The organism is bacterium (assembly GCA_016716565.1).
Lineage (GTDB): Bacteria > Bacteroidota > Ignavibacteria > Ignavibacteriales > Ignavibacteriaceae > IGN2.
The window spans coordinates 1,232,087-1,245,142 of sequence record JADJWC010000001.1; the positions used below are offsets into that span (position 1 = coordinate 1,232,087).

Sequence of the window (13,056 nt, forward strand, 5' to 3'; positions counted from 1 at the left end):
TTATTACTCTAACCTACTCTTAAATCTTCTCGAACTTAAAAATAAAATTGTAACACCCATTAAGAATAACACCACAGTGTTAAACCACAAATCTGCAAAACCCAAACCTTTCAGTATTACACCTCTTATAATAATATTAAAATATTTTAATGGGATGATATACGAGATGTACTGAATGATCTTTGGCATATTCTCAATCGGAAATGCAAAACCCGATAAGAATATCATCGGCATCATTACTGCAAAGATTGCAATCATCATTGCCTGCTGCTGTGTTTTTGAAATTGTTGAGATGAACAATCCTATTCCAAGTGTTGAAAGTATGTAAAAAAAAGCTGATAGTAACAAAAATAATTCACTTCCTTTTACAGGTATAGCAAAGATAACTCTCATTGCTCCAAGCACAATGATTACTGAAACCAAACCAAGTATTGTAAATGGAATCAACTTGCCGGCAATTAATTGATATGGTTTGATAGGAGTTACAATCAGCTGCTCCATCGTTCCGATTTCTTTTTCTTTGACGACCGCTAGCGAAGTCAAAACCAGAGTTACGAGACTAACAAGCAACCCAACAATGCCGGGAACCATATAGTTTCTTGTCTTCATTTCAGGATTATACCATACTCTTATTTCAGCAGAAAGGTTACCTGCTGGTGAAATTTTCTTCCCGTTTCTATTAACGTAATCGATAAGAATATTTTTTGAATATTGAGCAACAATTGATTGCACATATCCCGCAGATATTGATGCCTGGTTTCCATCCGAGCCTTCAAATATTGCCTGAAGCGCTGCTGGCTGTCTTCTTGCAATATTTTTTTCAAAATCCTGTGAAATGACCAAACCTAAAATTGCTTCGGCATAGTCTACTTTGTTTTCTAGTTCTTTGTAACTGCTGACGTTATCAACAACTTCAAAATATCCGGAGCTTGTAAATCTGTTGACGAATTCTCTGCTGGTTGATGTTCTGTCCTGGTCAAACACGACCATTTTTACATTTTCAACATCAAGATTGACTGCATATCCTAAAAACAATAATTGAATAACAGGTGCAATCAGAATTATTCCGAACATCTTCGGATCTCTTCTGAACTGCTGAAATTCTTTTGCTATAAATTTTATTATTGTGTTCATACTATATTCTTAAATTTTAAATCATTCAATCATTCACCATTCAATCGGCTATATGAGTTTATTATTAAGCGTCTTATTTTCATCATGCTTTCTCCGTCTTTCTTTTGTTAATTATCGTTCCGAGTAGAATCAAAATTGTAGTAAAAATCAAAAGATATACTATTTGATCCCAGAAAGTTTCGATACCAACTCCGCGAAGCATTATTGCCCTTAAAATTTTGAGGAAGAACTTTACAGGAGTAACATTAGTAATTATTTGAATTATCTCGGGCATACTTTCAATCGGGAAAATAAAGCCAGAAAGAATAAGCGAAGGCAGCAGAGAGATAAACGTTGCAAGTGTAAAAGCAACCTGCTGTGAATCTGAAACAACCGAGATAAATATTCCCATACTTGTTGATGCAATCAAAAAGATAAGAGTTGTAATGAAAAGCAATAACAGACTTCCTTTCACTTCTGAACCAAAAAGAAAATAACTTGCGATGAGAATTATTCCTGCATTGATCAAAGCCAGTAAAACAAAAGGAAGTGATTTACCAAGAATCAGTTCCAGCGAACTTAATGGCGAGACATTAATTTGTTCAATAGTACCTCTTTCTTTCTCTCTAACCAGAGAAAGTGCAACTGTGATTACAGCAGTTACAATCAGAATCATAGCAATCAACCCCGGCACAAGAAACTTTGATGTTTTTAATTCAGGATTAAACCAGAACTGCGGATCAAATTTTATTGGTTCGTATTGCTTAATTCCTTTTACTGCGAGTACTTGATTGGAAAATTTTTGATTGAATATTAGTGTTGCAAGATTGGCATAGTTAGTTATAATGTTTGCGGTGTTACCATCAACACCATCAATCAGATATTGTATTTTTACTTCACGACTTGAGTAAATCTGCTCGGATAAATCATTTGGAATTACGATTACACATTGTGCAAGTTTATCATCGAGATATCTGTTGATTTCTTTTTCACTGCTTACCATATCAACGAGATCAAAGTATTCTGATTGCAGCAAAGAATTGACAAAGTCTCTGCTCAACTGAGATTTTTCCTGATCATAAACCGCGATCTTTACATGCTTTACATCAAAGTTTACTGCATAACCGAACATTACAAGCAGCATAACTGGGAAGAAGAAGATAACAAACATTAATCTCTTGTCTCGCTTCAACTGCCGGAATTCTTTTTTTGCTATTGCATAAATCCTATTTAGCATTCGCTTTGTCCTTTTCCAGAAGATGGATGAATACATCTTCCAATGTTGGAACGATTTTGTCAATTCTGTGCACTGCTATAGAGTTTCTGTTTGTTAGAATTTCTCTGATGTCAGCTTCACCTTTTGAGTTGTCATTAAGTATGATGTGGAGATAGTTTCCGAAAATTGATATTTCACCAACCCAATCTTCCTTTTCGAGGATTTCCATACTATCAACAACTCTGTCCGATTCAATTTCAAAAATTGTATGCTTTATGTAATTGGTTTTTAGCTGCTTTGCATTTCCCTGTGCTATCAATTTACCAGCATTAATAAGAATGATATCGTTGCAGAATTCAGCTTCATCGAGATAGTGAGTAGTGACAAGAATTGTAATTCCAGCGGCAGAGAGGTCGTTTATAAGATCCCAGAAATTTCTTCTTGAAATAGGATCAACACCGCTTGTCGGTTCATCTAAAAAAACTATTTTGGGTTCGTGTATTACTGCAGTGCCAAGCGCAAGTCTTTGTTTAATTCCTCCCGGTAGTGAGCCGGTAATTAATTTTTCTTTGCCTTCGAGATTTGCAACTTTTAAAGCCCACTTTTTTCGCTCTTCATACTTTTTACCAGCAAGACCATAAACTCCCGCGAAGAATCTAATATTTTCTTCAACTGTAAGATCATTGTAGAGTGAGAACTTCTGTGACATATATCCGATTTGTGTTTTTACTTTGTCTGGCTCTTTCATTATGCTATATCCGCCGACAAGTGCATCGCCTGATGTAGGTTCAAGAATTCCAGTGAGCATTCTGATTGTAGTCGATTTTCCCGCACCGTTTGCACCGAGAAATCCGAAGATTTCGCCCTGCTTTACATTGAAGGATACATTATCAACTGCGGTAAAGCTTCCGAATTTTTTTGTGAGATTATTTACTTCGATGCGGTTCAATTCTGCTATTCCTGAGTCCTCAATAGATCTTTCTTCCAACAGCTAAATTCAATCTCGCTTTTGCAAGTTCATAATCAGCCTGTGAAATTGTAAGTTTTGATTTAGAATTGAGCAATTCGGTTTCTGCATCTATCAGATCGCTTGTTGTTGCCAGCTGGTTATCGTACTTGTCTTTTGTAATTCTGAAATTTTCTTCGGCAGATTCAACAGCTAACTTACTCACTGTAATTTTTTCTGATTGACTGTTCACCACCAGGTAAGCGTTGTAGACTTCGATTTCAATTTGTTCTTTCAATAGCTCGAATGACTCTTTATTTTGCAGCATTTCTTGTTCTGCCTGCTCAGATTTTGAAGAAGTATAACCCCAGTCCCACAAATCCCAGTTAAGAGATAATCCAACAGACCAGAGTTGAAGTTTTTCATTATCAATTGAAAAAGTTTCTGCATTCACATTATATAAATAGAAATTTCCTCCTGCATAAAGCTTTGGCCACCAGTTTGAGTTTGCGGCTGTTATTCTGTCCTCTGATGATTTAATTTTATATTCAAATGATTTAAGTTCTTCTCTGTTAGCCATTGCTTCGAAAAGAAATTCGTCATAGTTAACTTCTTGTACCTGGATTAAAATAAAATTTGTCTCGATATCAGTTGAATCGTTAAGAGGCAAACCAAGTGATTTGTTAAAGTTTGCTTTTGCTAATGATAAATTATTTTTTGCATCTATTAATTGCAGCATTGTGTTTGATGATTGAAGCTGCAGCTTCAGGTAATCGTTTGTTGTAACCAGTCCATTGTCCATAAAGTTTTTTGTTATTCTTAACTCTTCATCGAGTGAGCGCAAGTACTCTTCACTTAAATCCACCTGCTTTTGAGCTTTGAATAAATTCCAGAAAGAATTATGAATTTCGAGAGCTTTATTGTTGATATTTTTTTGATGTTCGTGATTGGCAGCTTCAAAATTGTTTTCCGCCGAGCTGCGTAATGAGGATAACTGGAATCCCGTAAATATTGGCTGCTGGATTGATAGCTGCATTCCATAAAGATAAAAAGGATTTTTTATCTGCGTGGGCATTTGTCCTAGCTTTAACTGATCCGGATCGTTCAGGTTCAGATAATTGTATGCTGCACTTAAGCTAAGTTTCGGAAACATTTGCGATGTGTATTCAGTGACCCTTGCATCAGAACTCTTCAAAACAGATTCAGAGATTTTAATATGTCTGCTATTCTTTAGACCTACTTCAATACTTTGCTGCAAAGTTAGTTTTTGAGTCTGTGAATACAATCCTGAAATTAAAATCAAGCTCATTAAAATTATTTTTTTCATAGTGAAGTCCTTTAAAAATCTTTTTTTATCAATGACTCTTTACTTATCAAATGAATAAATACATTTTCAAGAGACGCCGGTATAATTCTGTGATCGATTATTTGAACATTATTGTCGGTTAAAAGTTTTTTTAAGCCGGGATATTGAACATCATAACTTTTTAATGCTACATTCAATCTGTCGCCGTACATCTGAACTTCGTAATCTGTATTTACCGTTATGAGTTTATAAGCATCCCTGATAGGCGAGCAGACAATTTCCACAACTTCTTCATTCAGAGAAGCTTTTACATTTTTGGGTGTATCCCAGCTGATTATTTTCCCGTTATTCATTAATGCAACATTGTTGCATCTTTCTGCTTCGTCGAGGTATGGAGTAGTCATAAAAATTGTAATCTCCTCTTTGAGCAGATTAGAAAGTATTTTCCAGAAATCTCTTCTTGAAACGGGATCGACACCTGTAGTTGGTTCATCGAGGAAAATTATTTTTGGTTTGTGAATAAGCGTGCAGGCAAGAGCCAGCTTCTGTTTCATTCCCCCGGAAAGCTTTTCAGCAAGCCGATCGCGGAAAGGAGTTAGTCTGGTAAACTCGAGAAGCTCATTTCTTCTTTCCTCAAAATTTTTAACTCCGTGAATGTCCGCAAAGAACTCTATATTTTCATCAATTGTTAGATCACCGTACAGAGAAAACTTCTGTGAAAGGTAACCGATCTCATCCTTAATTTTATTCTTCTGAGTTTTAAGATCATATCCAAGCACTTCAGCATTACCGGAGTCAGGTTTGATCAATCCTGTTAACATCCTGATAGTAGTCGTCTTTCCGGCACCGTCGGGTCCAACGAGTCCAAACATTTCACCTTTTTCAATCGAAAAAGTAATGTTATTCACGGCTTCGATAGTTCCAAAGTTTTTCTTAAGGTTTAATATTTTAATTACATCATTCATCTTGTTGTTACAATTTTATCACTGCATCCGCCGGCATCCCGGATTTAAGTTCATAATTTTTGTTAGGTATTGATATTTTTACTGCAAAAACCAGCTTTGTTCTTTCATCTTTTGTCTGAATATTTTTTGGAGTGAATTCTGCTTCGGGGGAGATGTAGGTTACCTTTCCTTCGAAGATTTTATCTTTAAAAGTGTCGACTGAAATTTCAGCTTTTTGCCCTAATTTGATGTAACCGAGCTCTTCTTCGGAAACATAAATTTCAAGTTCGATTGCCTCAAGATCTGATACTTTGAAAAGCGAAGACATCGGACTAACGGTTTCTCCTTTTTCAACAAAAGTTTTTACAATGAAACCATCGATAGGGGACATGACGTAACAATCACGGATATTTTTCTTTAGAAGCTCGACTCCGGCGATTGCCTTGTTCAAATTTGCTTTTGCCTGGTCAATCTCTTCCGGTCTGAAAATCTTTTTTACTTTGGAATAATTTTCCTGTGCTGCTTTAAATTGTGCATTCATTAGCTCATATCTTGCAACAGCATCATCATACTGCTTTTGAGTTATTGATCGGGATTCATACAAACTCTGCATACGGTTTTTATCTTTTTCAGCAAGTTTGAAATTTACTTCTGCTTGTTTGAGGTTCTCTTCTGCCTGGATAATATCCTCTTTTCGTGCGCCTGCTAGCATCAGATTTAGTTGAGCTTCTGCTGCATCTCTTAAAGCATTAGATTGCTGAAGTTGAATATTGAGAAGCTCATGATCTATGATGAGTATTGTATCATTTGCAGAGACTCTTTCACCTTCATTGAAATTAAATTTTAAAATTTCGCCTGAGGTTTTCGAGCTGATAACTACGTCTGTTGATTCGATCGTGCCTGAAGCTTCAATTGAATCGCGCTGTCCGTTATTGCCACAACCTGAAGTCAGTGCAAGCAGTGCTATTGATGCAAGTATTATTAGACTTTTCATTGTAATACCTTATTGAATGATTTATTAAATTCTTTTTTGCCTTTATCGGTGAGTATCCCGCTGATCACAATTCTGAAAGCATATCTCGCTGCTTCAATGATTGAATAGTTATTGTTCATAATGAAATCAGGATTAACAATTGATCTTACTGAAGCCACAAGAACATTCATAATGATGTTAGTCGGATGATCAACAAAAAGTCCTTCTTTCTTTCCCTGATCAATTACTTTAGTGATGTTTCCAAACATTATTTCAGTTCTGAAATTATCAATTTCATTCCACAAAGCCGGATAGTGTCTCTTAAGTTCTTCCATGCGTGCAGCAGAAATTTTTTCAGAAACTTTTGCAAGTATATTAATCAGGTCGCCAAGCTTTTCGATTGCATTCTTATCCGAATTTAATGCAGGTAGAATAGTATTCTTCAATCTGTTCATAAAGTACTTTGCAATTGCTTTCACCAGTTCATCTTTTGAAGGGAAAAATTTGTAAATCGTCTTCTTGCTGATCCGGAGTTCGAAGGCTATTTCATCCATTGTGGTTTTGTAAAAACCGTCTCTGAAGAATTTTTCTTCTGTATGTTCGATTATTTTATTTTGGTCTTCCATTATTCCTCTTGGAAACTATTATCGTTTTTTTAGTTTCTAAAATAATTAATGGAAACTGGTTTGTCAAGTAATAGTTTCCATTTGTGCGATTTATCACCAAAAATGAAGGCTTGATAATGAAATTCGTAATAATTAAAATTCATTTCAAAAAAGAGGAAACTATGAAGCACTACCTTATATTAGTATTAATATTTGGATTCCTGGGGATATCCAACCTTTTAGCTCAATCTAAAACTGAAGATGATATGAATCTTGCATATCAAAATGCTAAAAAAGGAATTTACTGGGCACTATCAAATATTCCAGGGAAGAAAGCATCACTTGAAAACGATTTGATCGGGGAGGATAAATTATATGCTTCAGTAAAAGTAAGTAAGGAAGTTCAGGGTGTAAAGGTCAGCTCGAAAGGTTATCATAATACCAACGAAGTTGAAATTACGATTTATAAATCTTACGATAGTCTGAAAGCTGAAGGGTATAATGTTCCGAGCAGTGGTTGGGAATAAGTTCAGTTAGTTTTTATTAAACTTTGCTTCCATCTCAATTGCAATGGAGGAGACAAGTGTTTCAACTTCTTCTTCTTTTCCAAGAAGATCCTGAAGAGTAAATTTACTTAGTACACTATCAAGAACATTCTGAATCGTTTTCCAAACAGAGCGGATACTGCAGTCAATAGAGTTCGTGCAAATGTTTTCCATTCCGGCATGAAGATCGCAGAAATTAGATTCGTATAATTTTCCACCCAAAGCTGTAAGTACATCGCTGATTAAAATTTTATCAGCCGGTTGATTTAACTTATACCCACCAGTTTGACCTCTTGCACTATCAACAAAACCTGCAAGACGTAATGCTCTTAATATTTTTGCGGTGTTTGCCGATGAAAGTCCTTCAACTGTGCTTAGCTCAGGAATAGTAAGACCATTAGGAGAATCGCTTTTAGCAATTCTCAATAAAAGTCTTAAACCATATTCTTCTTGTGTACTAAATTTCATAAACTTCCCTTATGTCATTGCGAGGAGTCCGTTAGGACGACGAAGCAATCTAAGTTGGTCGAATTAAATTAGAGATTCCTTCGCTTCGCTCGGAATGACAATGCTATTATCCTTGGTACAAAGGTATCTTTGAACCACACTGCTTTGCGTACATAACTTTTGCAAAATGCTCAGCAGGAATGGACGGACCCTGTCTTGAACAGTGCTCATTAAAAATTTCTCTCCAGTATTCGGAGATCTGCTGCGGCATACTACCTTCAATTTCATATCGGTGCATAAAGTGAACTAACTGTCCATTCTTAAATAATGCAGCACTCGGAGATGATGGAGGAACATTTCCAACTAATTCTCTTGTCTTATCAACCGCATCTCTTTCCTGACCTGCAAATACTGTATAAAGTTTATCTGGTATAATTTCATTTTGTAATGCAAGTGAAATTCCCGGTCTTGCACTTCCTGCTGCACATCCACAAACAGAGTTTATCAAAACAAATACGGATTCATTATTATTAACTTTAATTGCATCTTCGACTTCTTTTGGTGTTAATAGTTCTTTGAATCCGACAGCCACTAGTTCATCTCTCATGGGCTGAACTGCATTCTGATCATACATTGGTGGTCTTGAACTTATATTGAACATTTTTTACTCCTTTTTTGATTTACCCTGAATTTATTTCAGGGTCTTTTATTTATAATTTAATCTTAAGATTCCTTGTCGCGCTTCGCTTGCACGGAATGATAATTGGGGTTATCACATAAACCCCAATTCAACTTTTGCTACTTCCGACATCATGTCTTTATCCCATGGTGGACTCCAAACAATTTCAACCTTAGCGTCATTCACTTCAGGAATCGATTTTACTTTAGCTTCAACTTCCGGCGGAAGTGAACCTGCAACAGGACAGGCCGGCGATGTCAGAGTCATTTTAATTTTTACATTAGAATCATCATCAATTGCAATTTCATATATCAATCCGAGCTCAAAAATATCAACAGGTATTTCCGGATCGTAGCACGTTTTTAACGTCTGAATAATTTTTTCTTCAAGCTGTTGTTTGTTTAATTCTGCCATAGTTTCTTACTCATACTCTTAATCTTACTCTTCTTCAGTGGTTACCTTTTCATCTTTATTATGCAATGCATTTATCATCGTATGCCAAGCAAGTGAAGCACACTTTACTCGCACAGGAAATTCCTGAACTCCTGCAAATACAGCAAGCTTTCCTAACTCATCTATATCAGGATTTTCCCCTAGCTTCCCAGTAACGAGGTCGTGAAATTTTTCAAAAAGTTTCTCAGCTTCTGCCACTGTTTTGCCTTTTAATATCGAAGTCATCAGAGATGCTGAGGCTTTTGATATTGCACATCCTTCACCTTTGAATGAAACGTCTTTTACTATTCCATCTTCAATTAATAAAAAAACATCAATGTGATCACCGCAAAGTGGATTATATCCTTCAGCAAACTTTGTTGCGTTTTCCATCTTCCGGAAATTTCTTGGACTTTTGTTATGATCAAGAATAACCTGCTGGTACAGTTCTCTTAATTCCTGGTTCATCCGAAAACCTCAATTATTTTTTTAAGTCCGTTGACTAATACATCGACTTCTTCTTTTGTATTATACATTCCAAAAGATGCACGTGATGTTGCCGGAATATTAAATCTCTTCATCAATGGTTGAGTGCAATGGTGTCCTGTTCTAATTGCAACACCTTCAAAATCTAAAAATGTTCCTATATCATGAGGATGAATATTTTCAAGCACGAAAGAGAGTACACTTGTTTTCTCTTTTGCAGTACCGATTATTCTTAGTCCAGGTACTTCAGCAATTTGCCTTGTTGCGTAATCCAACAAACTCTGTTCGTGTTCTTTAATATTTTCAATTCCAACTTTGTTGACATATTCAATTGCAGCTCCAAGACCAATCGCACCAGCAATATCCGGAGTGCCAGCTTCAAACTTGTGGGGTAGTTCATTGTAAGTCGTTTCTTCAAAAGTAACTTTTGAGATCATATCACCTCCGCCCTGATATGGTGACATCGATTCCAGCAGTTCAACTTTACCATAAAGTGCACCAATACCTGTCGGGCCATAAATTTTGTGACCGGAGAAAGCAAGGAAATCACAATCAAGTTCCTGAACATCAACTTTTAAATGATTAACTGCTTGTGCTGCATCAACTAAAACCGGAATATTAAACTGGTGAGCGTATTCAACTATTCTTTTTACAGGATTAATTGTTCCAAGTGAATTCGAAACATAGACAACAGATATAAATTTTGTTTTCTGATTTACCATCTTTTCGAATTCTTCAAGAATCAATTCGCCATCATCGTTGACAGGTATTACTCGCAGCCTTGCATTTTTCTCTTTACAGAGAAGCTGCCACGGAACAATATTCGAATGATGTTCCATGTGAGAAATAATTATCTCATCACCTTCCCTGATATTTTTTCTTCCATAAGAACTTGCAACCAGATTAATCGCTTCTGTCGTTCCGCGTGTGAAGATAACCTGGTTTTTTCCCAAAGCATTTATGAATTGCTTAATCTGAATTCGCGCACCTTCAAATGCTTCTGTTGCTTCCTGACTGAGTGCATGAACACCGCGATGGATATTTGCATTCATCGTTGTGTAATATTTATTAACCTTATCTATTACGTAAATTGGTTTTTGAGTCGTCGCTGCATTATCTAAATAAACGAGATCCTTGTCGTGAACTTTTTTACTTAAAATTGGAAAGTCTTCACGAATCCTGTGCACATCATAAATATTTTTTGAAACAGGTATGGCCGTTTCAGTTTCGGCTTTCATTTAATTCTCTATTGATTGAATTTTTCTGTTATAATTTTTTCGATATAATTTCGAATTGATTCAATTTTTATTGAAGTTATTACATCGCTTGCAAATGCATGCAACAGGATACTTTTACTTGCTTCTTCACCAATGCCTCTTGACTTCAAATAAAATTTAGCATCATCATCCATTTGACCGATTGTTGCGCCGTGGGAACATTTCACATCATCAGCAAATATTTCCAGCTGTGGTTTTGTATTCACAAGTGCTTCATTTGATAAAAGAATACTATTGTTTTCCTGGAATGCATTCGTCTTTTGTGCATCCTGTCTGACTATAATTTTACCGTTAAAAACTCCACGTGATTTATGGTCAAGAATACCTTTGTAATGCTCGTGGCTGTTGCAATGCGGTTTTGCATGATCCATTAATGTATGTGCATCAAAGAGTTGAGTTTCATCAATCATATACAAACCATTCAGCGTACACTCGCCACCTTCATCATTGAACTTAGCATTGAAATCATTCCGAGTAAGATCTGCACCTGTTGAAATCAAATGCGAACTAAAGTGGCTGCTTCTTTCCTGATCAACTTCCATTCTTGCAATATGAAAAGCCTTCTTACTTTCTTCCTGGAGTTTAATATGATCAACGACAGCATTTTCTTCTGCGACGATCTCCGTAACAGCATTTGTAAAATAGATTTGATCATTTTTACCAACATAATGTTCAATTATTGTTACCTGAGAATTTTTCTCAGCCACAAAAAGATTTCTCGGCTGAGTCAATATTTTTTCATTTCCTGAATCAGTTATGAAAATTATGTGAATCGGTTCTTCAATAATCTTTCCTGAAGGGACGAAAATGAACGCACCATCATCTGTAAAAGCTGTACTTAATGCAGTGAAAATGTGATTTCTATGATCGGCATATTTACCATAATGTTTTAGGAGGATTTCATTTTTCTTTTTGATTTCATCTGCAATACTTCCGACAGTTACACCTTTTGGGAGATTCAATAAATCGCTGTACTCAGGAGAAAATCTCCCATTGATGAAAACTATCAAGCTATGATCCATCTCATCAAACAATAAAGATTTGATGACGTCTTTGGAAATAACTTTCCTCTCGTAAGTTGGAACGAAATTGTAATTAAGTAACGGTGCGATGCTCGTATATTTCCATTCCTCATCTTTGGGTGTGGGAAAATCCAATTTACTAAAATTTGAAAGTGCTTCTTTTCTTTTTTGATGAATTGGATTTTCTTTTCCGCCGTTTAATCTTTTCTCAAGCTCGCCAAAGTTCGAGAGATACCAATCTTTTATGTCAACTGTTTTGTCCATTATTTACTTACCACTTCTTCAAGTTTACCGTTTTTCACCCAATCATATCCTCTCTCTTCAAGCTCGAGGGCTAATTCTTTCCCACCAGACTTAACAATTTTTCCTTGATAGAGAACGTGAACAAAATCCGGAACTATATAATTAAGTAAACGCTGATAGTGAGTTACAAGAATTGTTGCGTTATCTTTTGAACGAAGTTTGTTTACTCCGTTTGCCACAATTTTTAATGCATCGATATCGAGTCCGGAATCTGTTTCATCAAGTATTGAAAGCCTTGGTTGAAGCACAGCCATTTGAAAAATTTCATTTCGCTTTTTCTCACCACCGGAAAAACCTTCATTAACAGCTCTGCTTAAAAACTTCTGATCGAGCTCAACAAGTTTCATTTTTTCTTTTATTAGAGCAAGAAATTCTAAAGTATCAAGTTCTTCCTCACCTCGATATTTTCTGATTTCGTTCAATGCTGTTTTAAGAAGATTAGTATTAGAGACGCCGGGAATTTCAACCGGATACTGGAATGCAAGAAAAACTCCTTCACGAGCTCTGTCTTCAGGAGCTAATTCGAGAAGATTTTTTCCGTTATATGAAACTTTACCTTGAGTAACTTCGTAACCTTCTCTACCTGCAAGAACCTGTGCGAGCGTGCTTTTGCCCGATCCGTTTGGTCCCATTATTGCGTGAACTTCTCCGGCATTTACTTTCAGATCAATTCCCTTCAGAATTTCATTGCCTTCTATGCCTGCGTGTAAATTTTTTATTTCTAACATTGTTTTATTTTCTTTCTTTTAATTTAAACTTTTG

At 35.9% G+C, this 13,056-nt stretch carries 15 protein-coding genes; 1 reads left to right on the forward strand and 14 read right to left on the reverse strand.

Annotation, left to right across the window (positions count from 1 at the left end):
• Nucleotides 1-3: 3 nt before the first annotated feature.
• The 7 genes from IPM14_05440 to IPM14_05470 all read right to left on the reverse strand — a co-directional run bounded on the left by IPM14_05440 (nucleotide 4) and on the right by IPM14_05470 (nucleotide 7,124).
• Entirely contained in the window at nucleotides 4-1,134 is a 1,131-nt protein-coding gene (locus tag IPM14_05440) for an ABC transporter permease (protein MBK9097567.1), read from the reverse strand.
• Nucleotides 1,135-1,216: 82 nt separating this feature from the next.
• Nucleotides 1,217-2,350, reverse strand: coding sequence for an ABC transporter permease (locus tag IPM14_05445; protein ID MBK9097568.1), 1,134 nt, complete (start codon nucleotides 2,348-2,350; stop codon nucleotides 1,217-1,219).
• Nucleotides 2,340-3,278 (reverse strand): ABC transporter ATP-binding protein, encoded by a 939-nt coding sequence (locus tag IPM14_05450; protein MBK9097569.1) that lies wholly within the window; start codon nucleotides 3,276-3,278, stop codon nucleotides 2,340-2,342. Before IPM14_05450 ends, IPM14_05445 begins: the two co-directional genes overlap by 11 nt.
• 19 nt (nucleotides 3,279-3,297) lie before the next feature.
• Nucleotides 3,298-4,602 (reverse strand): TolC family protein, encoded by a 1,305-nt coding sequence (locus IPM14_05455; GenBank protein MBK9097570.1) that lies wholly within the window; start codon nucleotides 4,600-4,602, stop codon nucleotides 3,298-3,300.
• Between the two features lie 11 nt (nucleotides 4,603-4,613).
• Nucleotides 4,614-5,546, reverse strand: a complete 933-nt coding sequence (locus IPM14_05460) for an ABC transporter ATP-binding protein (protein MBK9097571.1) — start codon at nucleotides 5,544-5,546, stop codon at nucleotides 4,614-4,616.
• Nucleotides 5,547-5,553: 7 nt separating this feature from the next.
• Nucleotides 5,554-6,519 carry an efflux RND transporter periplasmic adaptor subunit gene (locus IPM14_05465; GenBank protein ID MBK9097572.1) on the reverse strand — a complete coding sequence of 322 codons (966 nt, stop codon included), beginning with the start codon at nucleotides 6,517-6,519 and terminating at the stop codon, nucleotides 5,554-5,556.
• Nucleotides 6,516-7,124 carry a TetR/AcrR family transcriptional regulator gene (locus IPM14_05470; GenBank protein ID MBK9097573.1) on the reverse strand — a complete coding sequence of 203 codons (609 nt, stop codon included), beginning with the start codon at nucleotides 7,122-7,124 and terminating at the stop codon, nucleotides 6,516-6,518. The genes IPM14_05465 and IPM14_05470 overlap by 4 nt, the downstream gene beginning before the upstream one ends.
• A 161-nt stretch (nucleotides 7,125-7,285) precedes the next feature.
• Between IPM14_05470 and IPM14_05475 the strand changes: the two genes are divergently transcribed.
• A complete protein-coding gene (locus IPM14_05475) occupies nucleotides 7,286-7,630 on the forward strand; it encodes a hypothetical protein (protein MBK9097574.1) in 345 nt (114 codons plus the stop codon).
• Nucleotides 7,631-7,636: 6 nt separating this feature from the next.
• Here IPM14_05475 and IPM14_05480 read toward each other — a convergent pair whose 3' ends face one another.
• The 7 genes from IPM14_05480 to sufC all read right to left on the reverse strand — a co-directional run bounded on the left by IPM14_05480 (nucleotide 7,637) and on the right by sufC (nucleotide 13,022).
• Nucleotides 7,637-8,116 (reverse strand): Rrf2 family transcriptional regulator, encoded by a 480-nt coding sequence (locus IPM14_05480; GenBank protein ID MBK9097575.1) that lies wholly within the window; start codon nucleotides 8,114-8,116, stop codon nucleotides 7,637-7,639.
• A gap of 106 nt (nucleotides 8,117-8,222) precedes the next feature.
• Entirely contained in the window at nucleotides 8,223-8,756 is a 534-nt protein-coding gene (locus IPM14_05485; protein MBK9097576.1) for a BrxA/BrxB family bacilliredoxin, read from the reverse strand.
• Between the two features lie 111 nt (nucleotides 8,757-8,867).
• Nucleotides 8,868-9,188: an SUF system Fe-S cluster assembly protein gene (locus IPM14_05490; protein ID MBK9097577.1), complete on the reverse strand. Its 321-nt coding sequence runs from the start codon at nucleotides 9,186-9,188 to the stop codon at nucleotides 8,868-8,870.
• 24 nt (nucleotides 9,189-9,212) lie between these two features.
• Complete coding sequence (locus tag IPM14_05495) at nucleotides 9,213-9,674, reverse strand: SUF system NifU family Fe-S cluster assembly protein (GenBank protein ID MBK9097578.1); 462 nt, start codon at nucleotides 9,672-9,674, stop codon at nucleotides 9,213-9,215.
• Nucleotides 9,671-10,930, reverse strand: a complete 1,260-nt coding sequence (locus IPM14_05500) for a cysteine desulfurase (GenBank protein MBK9097579.1) — start codon at nucleotides 10,928-10,930, stop codon at nucleotides 9,671-9,673. The genes IPM14_05495 and IPM14_05500 overlap by 4 nt, the downstream gene beginning before the upstream one ends.
• A gap of 8 nt (nucleotides 10,931-10,938) precedes the next feature.
• Nucleotides 10,939-12,255, reverse strand: a complete 1,317-nt coding sequence (sufD, locus tag IPM14_05505) for a Fe-S cluster assembly protein SufD (GenBank protein MBK9097580.1) — start codon at nucleotides 12,253-12,255, stop codon at nucleotides 10,939-10,941.
• Nucleotides 12,255-13,022: a Fe-S cluster assembly ATPase SufC gene (gene sufC / locus IPM14_05510; protein ID MBK9097581.1), complete on the reverse strand. Its 768-nt coding sequence runs from the start codon at nucleotides 13,020-13,022 to the stop codon at nucleotides 12,255-12,257. Before sufC ends, sufD begins: the two co-directional genes overlap by 1 nt.
• Nucleotides 13,023-13,056: the final 34 nt, after the last annotated feature.

What these genes read in the sequence shown, in the direction of transcription:
- IPM14_05440 (MBK9097567.1), bottom strand. Translation starts at nt 1,134, where the DNA reads ATGAACACAATAATAAAATTTATAGCAAAAGAATTTCAGCAGTTCAGA.
- IPM14_05445 (MBK9097568.1), bottom strand. Translation starts at nt 2,350, where the DNA reads ATGCTAAATAGGATTTATGCAATAGCAAAAAAAGAATTCCGGCAGTTG.
- IPM14_05455 (MBK9097570.1), bottom strand. Translation starts at nt 4,602, where the DNA reads ATGAAAAAAATAATTTTAATGAGCTTGATTTTAATTTCAGGATTGTAT.
- IPM14_05460 (MBK9097571.1), bottom strand. Translation starts at nt 5,546, where the DNA reads ATGAATGATGTAATTAAAATATTAAACCTTAAGAAAAACTTTGGAACT.
- IPM14_05465 (MBK9097572.1), bottom strand. Translation starts at nt 6,519, where the DNA reads ATGAAAAGTCTAATAATACTTGCATCAATAGCACTGCTTGCACTGACT.
- IPM14_05470 (MBK9097573.1), bottom strand. Translation starts at nt 7,124, where the DNA reads ATGGAAGACCAAAATAAAATAATCGAACATACAGAAGAAAAATTCTTC.
- IPM14_05475 (MBK9097574.1), top strand. Translation starts at nt 7,286, where the DNA reads ATGAAGCACTACCTTATATTAGTATTAATATTTGGATTCCTGGGGATA.
- IPM14_05480 (MBK9097575.1), bottom strand. Translation starts at nt 8,116, where the DNA reads ATGAAATTTAGTACACAAGAAGAATATGGTTTAAGACTTTTATTGAGA.
- IPM14_05485 (MBK9097576.1), bottom strand. Translation starts at nt 8,756, where the DNA reads ATGTTCAATATAAGTTCAAGACCACCAATGTATGATCAGAATGCAGTT.
- IPM14_05490 (MBK9097577.1), bottom strand. Translation starts at nt 9,188, where the DNA reads ATGGCAGAATTAAACAAACAACAGCTTGAAGAAAAAATTATTCAGACG.
- IPM14_05495 (MBK9097578.1), bottom strand. Translation starts at nt 9,674, where the DNA reads ATGAACCAGGAATTAAGAGAACTGTACCAGCAGGTTATTCTTGATCAT.
- IPM14_05500 (MBK9097579.1), bottom strand. Translation starts at nt 10,930, where the DNA reads ATGAAAGCCGAAACTGAAACGGCCATACCTGTTTCAAAAAATATTTAT.
- sufD (MBK9097580.1), bottom strand. Translation starts at nt 12,255, where the DNA reads ATGGACAAAACAGTTGACATAAAAGATTGGTATCTCTCGAACTTTGGC.
- sufC (MBK9097581.1), bottom strand. Translation starts at nt 13,022, where the DNA reads ATGTTAGAAATAAAAAATTTACACGCAGGCATAGAAGGCAATGAAATT.